Source organism: Pseudomonas neuropathica (genome assembly GCF_051174785.1).
GTDB lineage: Bacteria > Pseudomonadota > Gammaproteobacteria > Pseudomonadales > Pseudomonadaceae > Aquipseudomonas > Aquipseudomonas neuropathica_A.
Window position 1 is genome coordinate 5,211,027 of sequence record NZ_CP195111.1, and the last position, 17,142, is coordinate 5,228,168.

The window sequence follows — 17,142 nt, forward strand, 5'->3', positions numbered from 1 at the left end:
AACGAATGTCGTTCATCCAAGCCAACCTGATCCACTTGCTCGCCGCCGTCTGGTTTGTCATCTGCTGGGGCGGCTACACCCGTTATGCCGGTTGGAAGGCTCGCGACACTGCGTGCCTGGCCAGCGTGCTGCACCTGTACCGAGAAGACTGGATGCGCCGCATGTTGCTGCGCGATAACCGCATTGCCGATGCCAGCGTAATCGGCAATCTGGAGCGCAACGCTTCGTTCTTCGCCTCGAGCACGCTGATTATCCTCGCCGGTATTCTCACCGTGCTTGGGGCGTCAGAGCGGGCAGTGTCGTTGCTGGCAGACATCCCGATGGTGCAGCAGGCGTCGCAGGGCATGTCGGAGATCAAGTTGCTGTGTCTGGCGATGGTGTTCGTCTACGCGTTCTTCACCTTTAGCTGGTGTATGCGTCAGTACAATTTTGCTGCGGTTTTGGTCGGCTCGGCGCCAATGATCGGTGAGCGCCATGTCTCCGAACAGGAGCGCAAGGCGTTCGCTGCGCGGGCGGCGCGGGTGATTTCAATGGCGGCTAACCAGTTCAACTTCGGGCTGCGCTCTTACTACTTCGGGATGACCATGCTGGCGTGGTTCGTCAGTCCGTGGCTGTTCATGCTGATGAGCGCTGGGGTGGTGTTGGTCTTGTACCGTCGCGAGTTTCATTCCGACGTTCTCGATGTCATGGTCTATACCCCTACAGAAGCTCCCATTCCCGAGACAAACAAAGAGGTCGCTTGATGAGTATTCCGTTCTGGTGTGTGTTTATCACTGCGCTGTTGATTTACATCGCGCGCATGCCGGTGGGCAAGGCGATGAAAGAGCAGGGCGGTTACAACAACCACCTGCCGCGTCAGCAACAGGCACAACTGACCGGTTACGGCGCGCGGGCGCTGGCGGCACATCAGAATACGATCGAAGCGTTTATATTGTTCGCGGTTGGGGTGCTGATGGCGCATACCACCCAAACGGCAGGATGGCTGATCGATACGTTGGCGATCATTTTCGTGATCGCACGGATCATCTACTTGTGGTTCTATCTCGCCGATCTTCCCAAGCTGCGCAGTCTGGCCTGGACAGTTGGCATAGTGTGCTCGCTGTTACTGATGATTAGTCCGACTTTTAGAACGGTCTTGCTCTAAGGCGATCTGGACACTAAATGTCAGGCAAAAGAAAACCCGCACTTGGCGGGTTTTCTTTTATCTGCAGCAAAAAGCGAATTATTGCTTCTTGGCAGCTTCTTCTTGTGCAGCAGCGTTCGATTCAGCCTGAGCTTTGGCAGCTTCGGCGTTTTCTTTCGCAGCGTCGTTCACTTTATCCTGAGCTTTGTTCATGTCTTGCTGAGCTTGTTCAGCATGTTGGTTGGCATCTTGAGCTTTGTCCTCGGATTTTTTATCGCAGGCAGCGAGACCGAGGGAAGCGGTCAACATCAAGGCAATAGCAAAAGTCTTACGCATGGGGTGTTTCTCCTTATGGAAAATAACTACTGGCCTTAAGAACTCGGCGCTACAGGTTAAGTTCCTCATTTCTTTCAGATATATAAGTTTGTTTTTACACGGAACTTTTGCTGTATTGCTTACTACTGGCAAAAGGCTCTAACGAGAGTAATTATCATATGGCCGAAAACCCCGTTTTTGAGCGTGCGACGCGATTTCTATCGGCGTTGCGTCACTGTCAGGTACTGGGTTTACAGGTGCACAGCGCCTCAAGCGAAGGTCTGACCGTGGTCCTGCCTTACAGCCCGCAAATCGTCGGTAACCCCGAAACCGGGGTCATCCACGGCGGCGCCATTACTTCATTGATGGACACGGCCTGCGGGATGTCGACGTTGTGCGTGCTGCCGGAATTCGAGGTGTGCCCGACCCTCGACCTGCGCATCGACTACATGCACGCCGCCGAGCCGAACAAGGATGTGTATGGCTTCGCCCAGTGCTATCGCGTGACCACCGATGTGATCTTCGCCCGTGGCTTCGCTTACCAGGATAATCCCGAGCAACCCATCGCCCATGTGGTCGGCACCTTCATGCGCATGGGCAAGGGCCTCAAAGGCACCAAAGGTTTCGGCGGCGCGATAAAGGGAGAAAGTCGGTGAGCGAAGACCTCAAGCAACAACTGCAGCACGCCCATGCACAGGGCGACTATGCGCCATTGTTGAAACTGATCCCGTACGCCGGACTGATCGGTATTGAATGTTCGCGCGTTGGCGATGAGTTGCTGTTCAAGCTGCCGGCGAACAAGGACAACATTGGTAACCCTTTATTGCCGGCGATCCACGGCGGGGTGATTGCCGGGTTCATGGAGCTGGCCGCCGCCCTGCATCTGTTGATCTTCACCGGTGCGCCCGGGGTGCCGAAGATTATCGACTTCTCCCTCGATTACCTGCGTGCCGGGCAATTCCGCGATACTTGGGCCAGATGTCAGGTCTGCCGCCAGGGCCGGCGTGTCGCCAACGTCGCAATCACTGCCTGGCAAAGCACCGAAAGCGAACCGATTGCCACTGCACGTGCACACTTCAAAATCGATGACCCCTTGAAATCCTGAACAGCGCCCCAAACTCACAAGACAACCCGCCGCCGACCATTTCGGGTCGCGGCCACTGCCATCTGATTGGAGTTTGATGACCATGAGTGTGGAAACTCAAAAGGAAACCCTGGGCTTCCAGACCGAGGTAAAGCAGCTGCTGCACCTCATGATCCATTCGCTGTATTCCAACAAGGAAATTTTCCTTCGCGAATTGATCTCGAACGCCTCTGACGCTGTAGATAAATTGCGCTTCGAAGCCCTGGCCAAGCCAGAGTTGCTTGAAGGCGGCGCTGATCTGAAAATCCGTGTGAGCTTCGACAAGGACGCCAAGACCGTCACCCTCGAAGACAACGGTATCGGCATGAACCGTGACGATGTGATCACCCACCTGGGGACCATCGCCAAATCCGGCACTGCCGATTTCATGAAAAATCTTTCGGGCGATCAGAAGAAAGATTCGCACCTGATCGGTCAGTTCGGTGTGGGCTTCTACTCCGCCTTCATCGTTGCTGACCAGGTTGATGTGTACTCCCGTCGCGCCGGCACCCCGGCCAGCGAAGGCGTGCACTGGTCGTCGAAAGGCGAGGGCGAGTTCGAAGTCGCCACCATCGACAAGCCAGAGCGCGGTACCCGTATCGTTCTGCACCTGAAGGCTGCAGAAGACGAGTTCGCCGATGGCTGGCGTCTGCGCAACATCATCAAGAAGTACTCCGACCACATCGCTTTGCCGATCGAGCTGCCGAAAGAAGCTGCGGCTGCCGAAGGTGAAGAGGCTCCGGCCGTTGAATGGGAAACCGTCAACCGCGCCAGCGCCCTGTGGACCCGTCCGCGCACTGAAGTGAAGGACGAGGAATACCAGGAGTTCTACAAGCACATCGCTCACGACTTTGAAAATCCGCTGGCCTGGAGCCACAACAAAGTCGAAGGCAAGCTTGAGTACAGCTCGCTGCTGTACGTGCCGGCTCGCGCACCGTTCGACCTGTACCAGCGTGAAGCACCAAAAGGCCTGAAGCTGTACGTGCAACGCGTGTTCGTCATGGATCAGGCCGAGTCGTTCCTGCCGCTGTACTTGCGCTTCATCAAAGGCGTGGTCGACTCCAATGACCTGTCGCTGAACGTGTCGCGTGAGATCCTGCAGAAAGACCCGATCATCGACTCGATGAAGACCGCGTTGACCAAGCGCGTGCTCGACATGCTGGAAAAACTGGCGAAAAACGAGCCTGAGCAATACAAGGGCTTCTGGAAGAACTTCGGTCAGGTCATGAAAGAAGGCCCGGCAGAAGACTTCGCCAACAAAGAGAAAATTGCCGGTCTGCTGCGTTTCGCATCGACCCAAGGCGACGACGGCGAGCAGATCGTTGGTCTGGCCGACTACCTGGCACGCGCCAAGGAAGGTCAGGACAAGATCTACTACCTCACCGGCGAAACCTACGCGCAGGTCAAGAACAGCCCGCACCTGGAAGTCTTCCGCAAGAAAGGCATCGAAGTGCTGCTGCTGACCGACCGCATCGACGAGTGGCTGATGAGCTACCTCAGCGAGTTCGACGGCAAGACTTTCGTCGATGTGGCACGTGGTGATCTTGATCTGGGCAACCTGGACTCGGAAGAGGACAAGAAAGCCGCAGAAGAAGTCGCCAAGTCCAAAGAAGGTCTGGTTGAGCGTCTGAAAAACGCGCTGGGCGATTCCGTGGCGGAAGTACGCGTATCGCATCGTCTGACCGATTCGCCGGCCATCCTGGCCATCGGCGAACAGGATCTGGGTCTGCAGATGCGTCAGATCCTCGAAGCCAGCGGTCAGAAGGTTCCGGATTCGAAGCCGATCTTCGAATTCAATCCAAGCCACCCGCTGATCGAGAAACTCGATGGCGAGCAGAGCGAAGAGCGTTTTGGCGACCTGTCGCACATCCTCTTCGACCAGGCTGCGCTGGCGGCGGGTGACAGCTTGAAAGATCCGGCCGCTTATGTGCGCCGTCTGAACAAGCTGCTGGTTGAACTGTCGGTTTAACCAAGTCATAGAAAAACCCGCTTCGGCGGGTTTTTTCATTCTGGTGTTTAACAAATCAGGAGTCAGAAATGAGCCAAGTCACTGTACGTTCCGTGGTCTATCAGATCGACGGCCAGCCTTATGAAGGTCGTCTGGCGTTCGACGCCGAGCATAAAGGTGCGCGTCCGGGTTTGTTGATGGCGCCGAACTGGATGGGCGTCAGCGCCGGTGCAGAAGAAATCGCCAAGTCAGTGGCGGCCGAGGGCTACGTGGTGTTGATTGCTGACGTATACGGTCAGGCTGTGCGTCCGCAGAATGCTGATCAGGCCGGCGCGGCGATGATGCCGTTGAAGGATGATCGGGCGTTGCTGCGCAAGCGTATGCAGGCGGCGTTCGAGCAACTGCAGAAGCAAGGCGAAGCAGCGGTCGATACGTCGAAACTGGCAGTGTTCGGTTTCTGCTTTGGCGGTTGCTGTGCGCTGGATCTGGCCCGCACTGGCGCGACGGTGAAGGCTGCGGTGTCGTTCCACGGCACGCTGGATTCGCCGAATCCTGCTGATGCGCAGAACATCAAAGGCTCGGTGCTGGTGCTCCACGGTGCTTCCGATCCGTTGGTGCCGAAGGAGCAATTGCCGGCGTTTGAAGACGAGATGAACGCTGCGAAGGTCGATTGGCAGTTGCTGAGCTACGGCGGTGCGGTGCATTCGTTTACTGACCCGCATGCGAATGTGCCGGGCAAGATGATGTACGACGCGAAGACCGCCAAGCGTGCGTTCAAATCGATGCATGATTTGCTGGATGAGGTGTTTAAGGGCTGAAGCCTGAAAATCAAAAGCCTGAAGAGCCAAAAGCCCCTCACCCTAACCCTCTCCCGGAGGGAGAGGGGACTGACTGGGGGATGCTTGAGGGTTACGCCGACCTGAAAGTGTCTTGGTGAATCCATAATCGCCAGGATTTTTCAGGTCGATGTATGACGCAAGACACCTCGGTCGGCTCCCTCTCCCTCTGGGAGAGGGCTGGGGTGAGGGTACTGATGGTGGGTGCTCAACAACGCGTCGACCTGAAAGTGTCTTGGTGAATCCATAATCGCCAAGACTTTTCAGGTCGATGTATGACGCAAGACACCTCGGGTCGGCTCCCTCTCCCTCTGGGCGGTCCGACGTTTCGGGAGGGCTGGGGTGAGGGTGCTTTTCAGCGCGGCAACTCGATCCGCTCAACTTCCCCCGGCACCGTCGGCCAATCCCCGGCCGCCCACTTGCGCCGCGCTTCATCAATCGCCGCCGGATCGCTCGCAACAAAATTCCAGTTGATCCGCCGAGGCCCGTCCAGCGGCGCGCCACCAAACACCACGGCGTGTACATCGCTGTCGGCAGACAGGCTCATTTCTTCCCCGGCCGGCAACACCACCAGTGCATGCGGCTCAATCGGCTCGCCATTCAACTGCGCATCCCCACTCAGCACATAAACCGCCCGTTCTTCATGCTCGGTCGGAATCAGCAAAGTGGTCGCCGTTCGCATCTTCACTTCCGCATACAGCGTAGGAGAAAGCACCGGCACCGGCGATTTCAGGCAAAAGCCGGACCCGGCAATCATGCGAATCAGCACGCCAAGGTTATCGCTGACCGGCAAGGTCGCCGCTGGGTGATGGCTGTAATGCCCCGGGCCTCGCTCATGATCCTTGGGCGATGCTAACCAGATCTGCAAACCGTGCATGGTGAAGCTTTCGTCCCACAACTGCTCAGGCGTGCGTTCAACGTGAGCAATCGCGCTACCGGCAGTCATCCAGCTGACGTCGCCGGCACTGACTACCTGATCGGAGCCAAGGCTGTCCTTATGCTGGATCTGCCCTTCAAACAAATACGTGAGTGTCGACAGACCAATGTGCGGATGCTGTCGGATGTTCATGCCTTTGCCCGTCGGATAAACCGTCTCGAGCATGTGGTCGAAAAACACGAAAGGCCCGACGCTGCGGCATTTGGCTGACGGCAGCGGGCGCAGAATCGGCTGGCCTTCGACGTCTTCGGCGCGTGGGCGGATGATCAGAGGTTGCGTGTCCATGGTGCATTCCAGGCTGAGCGGGTGATGCCAGAAGCATAACCCGCCGCTGGCATGAGGAGGATTACTGGCTATCGAAGCCTTGCGGGGCGTGGGTTTCGATCGTCACTTCGCTGGTGGTCATCAGCTTGTGGATCGGGCAGCGGTCGGCGACGCGCAGCAATTCTTCGCGCTGGGCATCGGTGAGTACGCCTTTGAGGGTGAGGGTGACGTGCAGCACGTATTTGCCTTTCTGCTCTTCACTGTTGTCGCGTTTGACGTCGACACCGACGCCGGTCAGCGGGATGTCTTTCTTCTTCGCGTACATCTTCAGGGTCAGCGCTTTGCAGGCGCCGAGCGCGGCATCGAAGTAGTCGTGCGGCTCAGGTGCCGAGCCTTCGCCGCCGGCGGGTTTCGGCACATCGGCAAACAGTTCGTGATCATCAATCTGTACGGTGTGACGGAAACCTTCAGCGGAGACGGTATTGACGGTAACGGTCATGGGAACCTCACTGGCAGTAGGAAAAGTCGTTCGATCAAAAAAGACCTTGCAGTTATAGAGCATTCCCACCGGTACGCGTTCCACTTTCCTGCGGGATGAACCCTTGTTGTCGGGGCGCGGTCTAGGCTATGCCGACTTCCTGGAGATTACTTGTGTCCCTGTATCGTTTGAGTCTTGCCTGTTTATTGGTATTTGCCGGCAACGTCAGCGCCCGCGAATACACCTACAGCGATGCGCACCTGCATTACGTGGATTTTTTCCAGGAAAGCGCGGGCATGGCGAAATTACTGACGGCGATGAAGGACAATTCCATCGAGCATGTGATGATTTCCGGCATTCCGGTCGCGAAGAAGTGGCATGAGGACGAACCCAAGCGCCCGCGCTATTACGCCGGTGATGACGCCGATGCTTACTGGTATAGCGCCACCGATGTGATCGTTGCTGATGCGGTGCAAAAGTTGTCGCCCGAGCAGCGCTCGTACTTTCATCCGTTTCTGTCGGGCTTCAACCCGAACGACAAGAACTCCGCCGCACACATCCAGCGCATGCTCGATCTGTATCCGGGGCTGTGGCAGGGCATCGGCGAAGTTTTTACCCGCCATGACGATCTCACGGCGCTGACCTCTGGCGACACACCGCGCGCAAACAACGAAGCGATGACCAAGATCTATCACCTGGCCGCCGAGAACGATCTACCGGTGATGCTGCATTCCAACATCACTTCCAAGCGTGAGAAGAATCCGCTCTACCTGAAGGAAATCGAAGAGCCGCTGCGCAATCACCCGCATACGCGATTCATTTGGGCGCACGCTGGCACCAGCGCTGAAATCCATCGGCATCAGACGCAACTGAAGTTCTTGCTGCCCACGCTGACGCGCATGCTTGAGGCGTATCCCAACCTGTTTATCGACCTGTCCTGGAGCATGCTCACGCCATATTTGCTGGATGAGCAGGGTAAGCCGCGCGCGGAGTGGCTGGCGCTGGTCGAGAAACACCCGGAGCGCTTCATGCTCGGCTCGGACGTGGTTGGGCGATTCAACAAACTTGGTGAGGAAATGCACAGCTTCAAGCCATTCCTTGATGCATTGCCCGAGGACGTTGCGGAAAAAGTTGCGCGGGATAACTTTCTGGCGATCTTGCCGCGAACGGTGCTCAAGTCCGGTAAAAGCACGCTGAATCGTTAATGCCGAAAGTTCGAAGGATCAAGGCCTTTTGATATCGCCTTTTCGTCTTACGCAATTTTTCGCCGGGCCGATACCTTCTAAAGCAACCAGCTGCAGGGTCGATGCAGCGCTTTTGGAAGGAACCAGAGCAATGAGTATTCGAAGTCTCAATATTGCCCCGCGCGCCGGCCTCGGTTTTGGCTTGTTGGCGTTGATGGTGTTTGCCTTGGGCGCGTTCGCCCTGCTGCAAATGTCGAACATGCGCGCGCAGTCTGACGAGGTCGATAACAATTGGCTGCCCAGCGTCATGGCGGTCGGTGAGATGAGTCAGGACATGCTGCGCCTGCGGGCGCTGACCATGCGCCTGTTGCTCAATCGGGATCCGCAGGCACTCGAACAGAACGTTGCCAAACTCAATGAATTACGCGGTGTGCTCAGTGAGGCCCAGCAGCGTTACGACGTGCTGATCGTACTGCCCGAGGAGCGCAAGCTGTTCGACCGCTTCAAGGTTGCCGAGCACCAGTATCTGGAGTTTCAGGCGCAGGTGATGCAGTTGTCGGCGCAGAATCGGGTCGAGGAGGCTGCGACCATTCTCAACGGTCAGATGAGTCCCTTGGCCGATGAGATCGCAGTGCTTTTGCGCGAACTGGTTGAGCTGAACAAACACAATGCCAATCTCGCCACCGAAGCAGCGCGGTTGGTGTTTATCAATTCGCGGGTGTGGGTCGGGGTGATGATCGGCGTTACCGCGCTGATCACCATTGGCCTGGCCCTGTTGCTGACGCGCAGCATCGTCCTGCCGCTGGCGCAATCGTTGGGTATCGCTGAGGTGGTGGCCGGTGGTGATCTGACGGGCGATATCAGCATCAGCGGCAAGGACGAGCCGGCGCGACTGCTGCAGGCGCTCAAGAGCATGCAGCACAACCTGCGCGACACGATTCGGCGAATCTCCGAGTCCTCCAGCCAATTGGCCTCGGCGTCGGAGGAGCTGAGTTGCGTCACGGAGGACGCTACGCGCGGCTTGCACCAGCAGAGTCTGGAAATCGAGCAAGCGGCTACAGCGGTTAATCAGATGACGGCCGCAGTGGAGGAGGTGGCAAGCAATGCCGTGGCCACGTCCGAGGCCTCTCGTGAATCCGATCGTATTGCCCAGCATGGCCGTGAACAGGTGCATCAAACGGTGTTGTCCATCGAGTCGCTGGCCGATGATGTGACGGCCAATGCGAGTCAGGTGGAAGATCTGGCGCAGAAGGTCTACAGCATCAGCAAGGTGCTGGACGTGATCCGTTCGATTGCCGAGCAGACCAATCTGCTCGCTTTGAATGCTGCGATCGAGGCGGCGCGGGCCGGTGATGCCGGGCGCGGGTTTGCGGTGGTAGCCGACGAGGTGCGGGCGCTGGCGCATCGTACGCAGCAGTCGACGCAAGAGATCGAGCAGATGATTGGCGGCATTCAGCAGGGCACCGATTCGGCGGTCAGTTCGATGCAGCAGAGTAATGTGCGCGCGCGTTCGACGCTGGAGCTGGCCAAGGCGGCCGGGACTGCACTTGAAGAGATTGCCTCAGCGTTCACGCTGATCAACGAGCGCAATCTGGTGATCGCCAGTGCTTCAGAGGAGCAGGCGGCGGTGGCGCGTGAGGTTGATCGCAACCTGATGAACATTCGTGATCTGGCGATGCAGACCTCGGCGGGGGCGAATCAGACCAGTGCGGCGAGTCAGGAGTTGTCGCGGTTGGCGGTGGATCTGAACAGCATGGTGGCGAAGTTTTCGGTTTGAGTGTGTGGTGAACCTGAGGATGCCCTCACCCTAACCCTCTCCCAGGGGGAGAGGGGACTGACCGTGGGAGATTGGCGAGTTACACCGACCTGATCTTGCTTTGGAGAATCCATAATCGACTCGATCTTTCAGTTCGATGGATAACGCCAGACATCTCGGTCAGCTCCCTCGCCCAAGGGAAGAGGGGGCTGTCCGTGGGAGACTGGCGAGTTACACCGACCTGATCTTGCTTTGGAGAATCCATAATCGACTCGATTTTTCAGGTCGATGCATAGCGCCAGACAGCTCGGTCGGCTCCCTCTCCTTTGGGAGAGGGCTGGGGTGAGGGGCGAGCCTGGCACAAATGTCCAATCCAGCAGACGAAAAGAAGCCCCGCATTTCGCGGGGCTCTTTGTTTTTGCGGCGGATCAGCTGCCTTTAACGGTTTTACCGTTGACCGTGCCGTCCTGGAGCATGATGTTGTACTCCTTGCCGTCGGTTTCAACCTGTTGCAGGCGAACCAGCAGGTAATCCCAATCCTTGGCGAACCAGAGGACGGTGATGCGCTTGCTTTGTGTCGGGTCGCGTACGCGCTCGACCTTGATCGCATCGATCTGGCCAGCCTTGGTTTCGACTTTTTCCGAACCCAGCACGCGGAAGTCATAAGTATCGACTTCGCCGTCATCGACCACTTGATAGCTCATGGTCTTCTTGCCGGCAGCGACATCATGCTGCAGTGCCAGTTGATAGGTGGATTTGTCGACCATGCCACGGTTCAGCGGGATTTTCACCGCATCGCCACGGTCGGTGCCGGTGACCATTTTGCTGTTCCAGTCGAAATCCAGATCAGCCTTTTTCGCTTTGCCCAAGCCACCACGTTCGAAGTGGTAGGACTGCGGCAGCAGGGTGTCCTTGTCCAGGGTCAGGGTGCTTTCTTCAGTCAGGCTGGCGATCATCATCGAGGCCTTGAAGCTGAGCTTCCAGACGCCGTTGGCTTCCTTGACCAGACTGCGCTCGGCGGTGCCGCTCATGGGCAGCTGCTTCCAGTCGGCGGTGTAACTGGCGGAGAACGGTTGAAGTTCGGCTGCCTGCGCGAAGGGCAGGGCGAGCAGAGCGCAAGCGAAGAGCAGGGCGCGACGCATAATATCTCCTAGTTTCGAATCAAGTGGCCGCTGGCCGCGAGTAACTGGCCATCCAGTAACGCACCGTGTTCACCGAGTGCCAGCCTGCCTTCGGCAAACCAGCGTACTGCCATCGGGTAGATCAGGTGTTCCTGAACGTGGACTCGCTGCGCGAGACTCTGCGGCGTGTCGTGCAACTCTACCGGTAATACTGCCTGTACGACCAGTGGTCCGCCATCGAGTTCCTCGGTGACGAAGTGCACGGAGCAGCCATGCTCAGTGTCGCTGGCCTCCAGCGCGCGCTGATGAGTGTGTAACCCTTTGTATTTGGGCAGCAGCGACGGGTGGATGTTGAGCAGGCGACCCTGGTAGTGGCGAACGAAGTCAGCGCTGAGAATGCGCATGAAGCCGGCCAGCACCACGAGTTTGGGTTTGAATTCGTCGATCAGTTCGATCAGGGCAGCATCGAAGGCCTCGCGACCTTCGAAGGCCTTGTGATCCAGTGAGCGGGTGGCGATACCCGCGTCCCTGGCGCGTTGCAGGCCGTAGGCATCGGCGCGATTGGAAATCACTGCAGCGATGCGGACCGGGCTGTCGCCGGTCCGCGTGCTGTCGATCAGAGCCTGCAAGTTACTGCCGGTGCCGGACAACAGCACCACGACATCACAGGTTGCGGACATTAATGAGCCTTAAGGTTCTGCAGATCAACCTGAGCAGCGCCTTCGGCAGCGGCAGCGATCTGACCGATGACCCAAGGCTGTTCGCCGGCGTCACGCAGGGTGTTCAGCGCCACTTCAACGTGCTCCTGAGCCACGCAGATAACCATGCCGACGCCGCAGTTCAGCACGCGGTGCATCTCGGTTTCGTCAACGTTGCCTTTCTCTTGCAGCCAGTCGAACACGGCAGGGCGAGTCCAGCTAGCCACGTCAACCACCGCCTGAGCGCCTTTTGGCAGAACGCGCGGGATGTTGTCGAGCAGGCCACCACCGGTGATGTGGGCCATGGCTTTGACGGCGCCGGTGTCTTTGATCAGCTTGAGCAGCGGCTTCACGTAGATGCGGGTCGGGGCCATCAGCAGATCGGTCAGCGGTTTGCCGTCGAGCTGGGTGTTTTCGATGTCGGCACCGGACACTTCGATGATCTTGCGGATCAGCGAGTAGCCGTTGGAGTGCGGGCCGGACGATGGCAGTGCGATCAGCGCGTCACCGGTGGCGACTTTCGAGCCGTCGATGATTTCCGACTTCTCCACGACGCCGACGCAGAAACCGGCCAGATCGTAGTCTTCGCCTTCGTACATGCCTGGCATTTCAGCGGTTTCGCCGCCGACCAGCGAGCAGCCGGACAGTTCGCAGCCAGCGCCGATGCCGGTTACTACTTGGGCCGCGGTGTCGACATTGAGTTTGCCGGTGGCGTAGTAGTCGAGGAAGAACAGTGGCTCTGCGCCGCAAACGACGAGGTCGTTCACGCACATGGCAACCAGATCGATACCGATGCTGTCGTGCTTGTTCAGGTTCAGCGCCAGACGCAGCTTGGTGCCGACGCCGTCGGTGCCGGAAACCAGCACTGGCTGCTTGTAGCCGGCCGGGATTTCGCAGAGGGCGCCGAAACCGCCCAGGCCGCCCATGACTTCCGGGCGCGCAGTGCGCTTGGCGACGCTCTTGATGCGTTCGACCAATGCTTCACCGGCGTCGATGTCTACACCGGCGTCCTTGTAGCTCAGGGAGGGTTGCTTGCTCATGATCCAGGCCTTTAGGGGAGGGGATTCAGGGGTAACGACCGAGTTCAGCGGGAACTTCGAAATCGGCGGGACGATGGCCTCACGCGAGTTTCGAGATGCCCGGCTGTTGCCGGTCTGCGAAGGCGCGCGATTTTATCAGGCTTGAGGGGCAGCGGCCATCCTCGCACCGACGGGCAGGGCCATATCCATGGAAATTTTTTGCAATTGAGGCGAATGAACGCCTGTATAAGGTGGGGCAATTAACCGTCTATCGTTATCACTGTGCAAAAACTTACCGCTGTCGTGTGAATGTTTGGTGCTGGCAGATTGTCACAGCCTTGCTCAACCGATTCACGCGGCCTGTTCCAGCCGCTCCTGTCGACGGGAATTCTCCATGCGTTTTTGTAAATTGTTGTTTGTGGGTTGTTTGTCTCTGATCAGCCTGGCGAGTCACGCCGAAAACCTCAAAGGCCTTTATCAAGTGCGTGAGCCGGTCAATGGCCAGGCGCCAGAAGAGCGTGATCGCGCCACCCAGGCGGCGTTGGATACGTTGGTGCTGCGTTTGACCGGCGATCCGAAAGCTGCGCAAAACCCGGGGCTGGCGGCGATTCGCAAGGATCCGCAGCAGATCATCAGTCAATTCGGTTTCGATGCCGGGCCGCCGGAGGTACTGAAGGTCGATTTCGATCCGGCGACCACCGAACAGGCGCTGCGGCGTGCCGGGTTGTCCGTGTGGGGGGCGAGTCGCCCGTCGATTCTGAGCTGGTGGCTGAACGATTCGGCTGAGGGTTCGAGTCTGGTCGGTGATGGTCAGGCCGCCGCCGCGCCGTTGCGTACAGCTGCGCAACATCGCGGCTTGCCATTGCGTTTGCCGTTGGCAGACCTGAGCGAGCAACTGGTTGCCACTGCACCGGCTCTGGAAGGCACGGATCCGGCACCGTTGCGCGGTGCCTCCGAACGCTACAACGCTGACGCTTTGCTGGCAGTGCATGCCCGCGAAGAAGGCGGGCAGTGGCAAGCCAAGTGGCACCTGTGGCTGGGCGATCAGAAAGAGGCGGGCAATGTGCAGGGCGCCGATCAGGCTGCTGTCGCGGACGCGGTGATGCGGGCAGTGGCTGAGCGTCTGGCGCCACGTTTTGTCGCCAAGCCCGGCGCTTCGGGGCAGCAGACCCTGGAAGTGCAAGGTATGAATCTGGAGCATTACGCGGCGCTGTTACGGTTACTCGAACCGTTCGGCGTGCGTCTGCAAAGTGTTGATGGCGATCGCATCGTCTATCGGGTCAATGGCAGCGCCGATCAGATGCGTGCACAGTTGTCGCTGGCCAAGTTGCAGGAGTTGCCGGCCGACGCGCCAGCCCCGGTGGCTGCGCCACAGCCTGCGGTTGCAGGTGCAGCACCGGTTGCGGCTCCGGCCCCGACCCCGGCAGCACCGTCGTTGCGATTTCGCTGGTAAGTCTTTCCTTATATAGAAGCAACAGGAGTGGTACATGGCCGATACGCGGCGTTGGTTCTGGCTCGGTGGGGTGGTCCTGCTTTGCGCATTTGTCTGGTTGCTGCACCCGATCCTCACGCCGTTTCTGGTAGCGCTGCTGCTGGCTTATCTGTTCGATCCGCTGGTGGATCGCCTAGAGCGGCTCGGTTTGTCGCGAACCTGGGGCGTGATCGCGGTGTTTGCCTTGTTCACCTTGATCGTCACGGCGCTGATGCTGGTGCTGGTGCCGATGCTCGCCAAGCAGTTGCTGCGACTGTACGAACTGGCACCGCAGATGCTTGACTGGTTGCAGCACACGGCAGTGCCGTGGGCGCAGTCGAAGCTGGGGCTGTCGGACGGTTTCTGGAAGTTTGACAAGGTCAAGGCCGCAATCAGCGAGCACATGGGTCAGACCACCGACATTGTCGGCGTGGTGCTGAGTCAGGCAACGGCCTCCAGTCTGGCGTTGATCGGCTGGCTGGCCAATCTGGTGCTGATCCCGGTAGTAAGTTTCTACCTGCTGCGCGACTGGGACGTGATGATGGCCAAGATCCGCAGCCTGCTGCCGCGTGATCGGGAAGAGACCATCGTATCGCTGGCCGGTGAATGTCACGAGGTACTGGGCGCGTTTGTTCGCGGTCAGTTGCTGGTGATGGTAGCGCTGGGCGTGATCTATGCAGCGGGCCTGATGATCGTCGGTCTGGAGCTGGGGCTGTTGATCGGTCTGATAGCGGGCCTGGCGGCGATCGTGCCGTACATGGGCTTCGTGATCGGTATTGGCGCGGCACTGATTGCCGGTTTGTTCCAGTTCGGTGGCGATCTGTACCCGATGGTCGGAATCGTCGCGGTGTTCATGGTCGGTCAGGCGCTGGAAGGCATGGTGCTGACGCCGCTGCTGGTGGGCGATCGTATTGGCCTACACCCGGTGGCGGTGATCTTCGCGATTCTGGCCGGTGGCGAGCTGTTCGGTTTCACCGGCGTGTTGCTGGCGTTGCCGGTGGCGGCGGTGATCATGGTGCTGGTTCGCCATGTGCACGACTTGTACAAGGACTCTGACATCTATAGTGGCGTTGACGATCCGCAGTTGTAATGGCGCAGGGGCGGCCCGGCGAATAGCCGGGTTGGCCCGCGTCCTGCAGGCGCTGGCGCCAAAGAATCTGTCATAAAACCAGCGTGTTAACGCAAACCTTTGATTTTGCTTGGACTCTGTCGCATTGTGCGCTCAGCTTCACGGGTATAAACTTCGCAAACTTTACACAGAGGCCACTAACGGTTCCTTGAGAACTGTTCAGTCAGCATGAAACCGATTCAGCTGCCCCTAGGTGTGCGTCTGCGTGACGACGCCACCTTCATCAACTACTACCCAGGCGCCAATGCCGCTGCACTCGGCTATGTCGAGCGTCTATGCGAAGCCGACGCCGGCTGGACAGAAAGCCTGATCTACCTGTGGGGCAAACACGGCGTAGGGCGTACGCATCTGTTGCAGGCCGCATGTCTGCGTTTTGAGCAGATGGGTGAGCCGGCGGTGTACTTGCCGTTGGCCGAGTTGATGGATCGCGGTGTCGAAATCCTCGACAATCTCGAACAGTACGAACTGGTTTGCCTGGACGATCTGCAGGTGATTGCCGGCAAGGCTGACTGGGAAGAGGCGATGTTTCATCTGTTCAACCGTCTGCGTGACAGCGGTCGGCGTCTGCTGATCGCCGCTTCCACTTCTCCACGTGAATTGCCGGTCAAACTGGCTGACTTGAAATCGCGCCTGACCCTGGCGCTGATTTTCCAGATGCGTCCGCTCTCCGATGAAGACAAATTGCGTGCCTTGCAATTGCGCGCGTCGCGTCGTGGTCTGCACCTGACTGACGAAGTCGGGCATTTTATTTTGACTCGCGGCACCCGCAGCATGAGTGCGCTGTTTGACTTGCTAGAACAGCTCGATCAGGCCTCTTTGCAGGCTCAACGCAAGCTGACAATTCCCTTCCTGAAAGAAACGCTAGGCTGGTAACGGCGCGGCTTTCAGCGTGTTTCGGCATATTTCAGGCGCCAGAAAATCCGCTTTCCTACACGCTGTGCAGGCCGCGTATCGGTTCAAATGGGCTTAAGCGCTTAGATGTAAACGAGAAACCGAGAAGTCACAAAAAGATCGATTGAATTTGCAAATGAGGTTGATAGCGGGCATAGTCTCGGCTTCTTTACAACTATCAGCCACGGTCGTGCCCATGCTAAAGCGCTTCGCACCCCTCGTGCCTCTCGCACTCGTCACCCTGTTGTACGGTTGCGCTGCTCATTCTCCAGTTCAAGAGCAGCCTCAACAGGTTAAAAATTCTGCCACGGCCCAGTCTTCCGTTATTTACCAGGAAGAACTGGACACCGAAAAAGAACTCAACGAATTCAATGGCAAGAAGCCTTATCAGCTTCCTGTTCTGGCCGACAGCATCCTCGAACGCGGCATGTCCCTGATCGGTACCCGTTACCGTTTCGGCGGTACCTCTGAAGCCGGTTTTGATTGCAGCGGTTTCATCGGTTATCTGTTCCGCGAAGAAGCCGGCATGAACTTGCCACGCTCGACCCGCGAAATGATCAACGTCGATGCACCTCTGGTCTCGCGCAGCAACCTTGAGCCGGGTGATCTGCTGTTCTTCGCCACCAACGGTCGTCGCGGTCGTGTCAGTCACGCCGGGATCTACCTGGGTGACAACCAGTTCATCCACTCCAGCAGTCGTCGCAGCGGCGGTGTTCGCATCGACAGCCTGGGTGACAGCTACTGGAGCAAGACCTTCATCGAAGCGAAACGCGCATTGGCCAACGCTCCGACTGTGGTCACCGCTCGCAAGTAATTCCCTCGTTGTCGCTGCATTCGCGGCGACAATCA

Annotated in this window: 18 protein-coding genes; 12 read left to right on the top strand and 6 right to left on the bottom strand. The window is 58.2% G+C overall.

The genetic code is table 11. The annotated features are described in order from the left end of the window. The first annotated feature begins 5 nt into the window (after positions 1-5). Together ACRRSD_RS23585 and ACRRSD_RS23590 are read left to right on the top strand one after the other, a co-directional pair. The gene (locus tag ACRRSD_RS23585; protein WP_150752224.1) at positions 6-743 is read left to right on the top strand and encodes a DUF599 domain-containing protein; all 738 of its coding nucleotides are present in this window, start codon (positions 6-8) and stop codon (positions 741-743) included. Further along, positions 743-1,144, top strand: coding sequence for an MAPEG family protein (locus ACRRSD_RS23590; RefSeq protein ID WP_435035618.1), 402 nt, complete (start codon positions 743-745; stop codon positions 1,142-1,144). Before ACRRSD_RS23585 ends, ACRRSD_RS23590 begins: the two co-directional genes overlap by 1 nt. 78 nt (positions 1,145-1,222) lie before the next feature. Here the strand turns inward: ACRRSD_RS23590 and ACRRSD_RS23595 are convergent, their stop codons facing one another. Continuing rightward, complete coding sequence (locus ACRRSD_RS23595; protein WP_007919867.1) at positions 1,223-1,459, bottom strand: hypothetical protein; 237 nt, start codon at positions 1,457-1,459, stop codon at positions 1,223-1,225. Between the two features lie 158 nt (positions 1,460-1,617). Here ACRRSD_RS23595 and ACRRSD_RS23600 point away from each other — a divergent pair, with 158 nt between their 5' ends. The 4 genes from ACRRSD_RS23600 (at position 1,618) to ACRRSD_RS23615 (ending at position 5,327) form a co-directional block, all read left to right on the top strand. Next, positions 1,618-2,094, top strand: a complete 477-nt coding sequence (locus tag ACRRSD_RS23600) for a PaaI family thioesterase (RefSeq protein WP_435035620.1) — start codon at positions 1,618-1,620, stop codon at positions 2,092-2,094. Beyond that, positions 2,091-2,543: a PaaI family thioesterase gene (locus tag ACRRSD_RS23605; protein WP_435035621.1), complete on the top strand. Its 453-nt coding sequence runs from the start codon at positions 2,091-2,093 to the stop codon at positions 2,541-2,543. The genes ACRRSD_RS23600 and ACRRSD_RS23605 overlap by 4 nt, the downstream gene beginning before the upstream one ends. A gap of 82 nt (positions 2,544-2,625) precedes the next feature. Continuing rightward, positions 2,626-4,530 carry a molecular chaperone HtpG gene (gene htpG / locus ACRRSD_RS23610; RefSeq protein WP_435035623.1) on the top strand — a complete coding sequence of 635 codons (1,905 nt, stop codon included), beginning with the start codon at positions 2,626-2,628 and terminating at the stop codon, positions 4,528-4,530. 68 nt (positions 4,531-4,598) lie between these two features. Next, on the top strand, positions 4,599-5,327 hold the full coding sequence (locus tag ACRRSD_RS23615) for a dienelactone hydrolase family protein (protein ID WP_435035624.1): 729 nt from the start codon (positions 4,599-4,601) through the stop codon (positions 5,325-5,327). Positions 5,328-5,700: 373 nt separating this feature from the next. Here the strand turns inward: ACRRSD_RS23615 and ACRRSD_RS23620 are convergent, their stop codons facing one another. Then, a complete protein-coding gene (locus tag ACRRSD_RS23620; RefSeq protein ID WP_435035626.1) occupies positions 5,701-6,567 on the bottom strand; it encodes a pirin family protein in 867 nt (288 codons plus the stop codon). 61 nt (positions 6,568-6,628) lie between these two features. Further along, positions 6,629-7,045, bottom strand: coding sequence for an OsmC family protein (locus ACRRSD_RS23625; RefSeq protein ID WP_435035627.1), 417 nt, complete (start codon positions 7,043-7,045; stop codon positions 6,629-6,631). A 128-nt stretch (positions 7,046-7,173) separates the two neighbouring features. Here ACRRSD_RS23625 and ACRRSD_RS23630 point away from each other — a divergent pair, with 128 nt between their 5' ends. Further along, the gene (locus ACRRSD_RS23630) at positions 7,174-8,229 is read left to right on the top strand and encodes an amidohydrolase family protein (protein WP_435035629.1); all 1,056 of its coding nucleotides are present in this window, start codon (positions 7,174-7,176) and stop codon (positions 8,227-8,229) included. A 130-nt stretch (positions 8,230-8,359) separates the two neighbouring features. Continuing rightward, positions 8,360-9,985: a methyl-accepting chemotaxis protein gene (locus ACRRSD_RS23635; protein ID WP_435035631.1), complete on the top strand. Its 1,626-nt coding sequence runs from the start codon at positions 8,360-8,362 to the stop codon at positions 9,983-9,985. Positions 9,986-10,392: 407 nt separating this feature from the next. Here ACRRSD_RS23635 and ACRRSD_RS23640 read toward each other — a convergent pair whose 3' ends face one another. From ACRRSD_RS23640 to purM, 3 genes are read right to left on the bottom strand one after another with little or no spacing between them, the layout of a single operon-like run. Next, entirely contained in the window at positions 10,393-11,106 is a 714-nt protein-coding gene (locus ACRRSD_RS23640) for a DUF3108 domain-containing protein (RefSeq protein WP_095114118.1), read from the bottom strand. Between the two features lie 8 nt (positions 11,107-11,114). Then, positions 11,115-11,765, bottom strand: coding sequence for a phosphoribosylglycinamide formyltransferase (gene purN / locus ACRRSD_RS23645; protein WP_435035632.1), 651 nt, complete (start codon positions 11,763-11,765; stop codon positions 11,115-11,117). Then, positions 11,765-12,823, bottom strand: a complete 1,059-nt coding sequence (gene purM / locus ACRRSD_RS23650) for a phosphoribosylformylglycinamidine cyclo-ligase (RefSeq protein ID WP_034156237.1) — start codon at positions 12,821-12,823, stop codon at positions 11,765-11,767. Before purM ends, purN begins: the two co-directional genes overlap by 1 nt. 373 nt (positions 12,824-13,196) lie before the next feature. On the opposite strand from purM, the gene ACRRSD_RS23655 reads away from it, so the two are divergent. The 4 genes from ACRRSD_RS23655 (at position 13,197) to ACRRSD_RS23670 (ending at position 17,107) form a co-directional block, all read left to right on the top strand. After that, entirely contained in the window at positions 13,197-14,255 is a 1,059-nt protein-coding gene (locus ACRRSD_RS23655; RefSeq protein WP_435035634.1) for a DUF2066 domain-containing protein, read from the top strand. 34 nt (positions 14,256-14,289) lie between these two features. Then, a complete protein-coding gene (locus tag ACRRSD_RS23660) occupies positions 14,290-15,363 on the top strand; it encodes an AI-2E family transporter (RefSeq protein WP_102900818.1) in 1,074 nt (357 codons plus the stop codon). Positions 15,364-15,570: 207 nt separating this feature from the next. Continuing rightward, the gene (gene hda, locus ACRRSD_RS23665) at positions 15,571-16,275 is read left to right on the top strand and encodes a DnaA regulatory inactivator Hda (RefSeq protein ID WP_007919828.1); all 705 of its coding nucleotides are present in this window, start codon (positions 15,571-15,573) and stop codon (positions 16,273-16,275) included. A gap of 214 nt (positions 16,276-16,489) precedes the next feature. Further along, positions 16,490-17,107: a C40 family peptidase gene (locus tag ACRRSD_RS23670; protein ID WP_007919826.1), complete on the top strand. Its 618-nt coding sequence runs from the start codon at positions 16,490-16,492 to the stop codon at positions 17,105-17,107. Positions 17,108-17,142 lie beyond the last annotated feature (35 nt).

Bases quoted from the DNA above. Each gene is read 5' to 3' on its own strand.
- hda (WP_007919828.1), top strand. From the start codon at position 15,571: ATGAAACCGATTCAGCTGCCCCTAGGTGTGCGTCTGCGTGACGACGCC.
- ACRRSD_RS23585 (WP_150752224.1), top strand. From the start codon at position 6: ATGTCGTTCATCCAAGCCAACCTGATCCACTTGCTCGCCGCCGTCTGG.
- htpG (WP_435035623.1), top strand. From the start codon at position 2,626: ATGAGTGTGGAAACTCAAAAGGAAACCCTGGGCTTCCAGACCGAGGTA.
- ACRRSD_RS23600 (WP_435035620.1), top strand. From the start codon at position 1,618: ATGGCCGAAAACCCCGTTTTTGAGCGTGCGACGCGATTTCTATCGGCG.
- ACRRSD_RS23590 (WP_435035618.1), top strand. From the start codon at position 743: ATGAGTATTCCGTTCTGGTGTGTGTTTATCACTGCGCTGTTGATTTAC.
- ACRRSD_RS23655 (WP_435035634.1), top strand. From the start codon at position 13,197: ATGCGTTTTTGTAAATTGTTGTTTGTGGGTTGTTTGTCTCTGATCAGC.
- purM (WP_034156237.1), bottom strand. From the start codon at position 12,823: ATGAGCAAGCAACCCTCCCTGAGCTACAAGGACGCCGGTGTAGACATC.
- ACRRSD_RS23620 (WP_435035626.1), bottom strand. From the start codon at position 6,567: ATGGACACGCAACCTCTGATCATCCGCCCACGCGCCGAAGACGTCGAA.
- ACRRSD_RS23595 (WP_007919867.1), bottom strand. From the start codon at position 1,459: ATGCGTAAGACTTTTGCTATTGCCTTGATGTTGACCGCTTCCCTCGGT.
- ACRRSD_RS23660 (WP_102900818.1), top strand. From the start codon at position 14,290: ATGGCCGATACGCGGCGTTGGTTCTGGCTCGGTGGGGTGGTCCTGCTT.
- ACRRSD_RS23635 (WP_435035631.1), top strand. From the start codon at position 8,360: ATGAGTATTCGAAGTCTCAATATTGCCCCGCGCGCCGGCCTCGGTTTT.
- ACRRSD_RS23625 (WP_435035627.1), bottom strand. From the start codon at position 7,045: ATGACCGTTACCGTCAATACCGTCTCCGCTGAAGGTTTCCGTCACACC.
- ACRRSD_RS23615 (WP_435035624.1), top strand. From the start codon at position 4,599: ATGAGCCAAGTCACTGTACGTTCCGTGGTCTATCAGATCGACGGCCAG.
- ACRRSD_RS23640 (WP_095114118.1), bottom strand. From the start codon at position 11,106: ATGCGTCGCGCCCTGCTCTTCGCTTGCGCTCTGCTCGCCCTGCCCTTC.
- purN (WP_435035632.1), bottom strand. From the start codon at position 11,765: ATGTCCGCAACCTGTGATGTCGTGGTGCTGTTGTCCGGCACCGGCAGT.
- ACRRSD_RS23670 (WP_007919826.1), top strand. From the start codon at position 16,490: ATGCTAAAGCGCTTCGCACCCCTCGTGCCTCTCGCACTCGTCACCCTG.
- ACRRSD_RS23630 (WP_435035629.1), top strand. From the start codon at position 7,174: ATGCCGACTTCCTGGAGATTACTTGTGTCCCTGTATCGTTTGAGTCTT.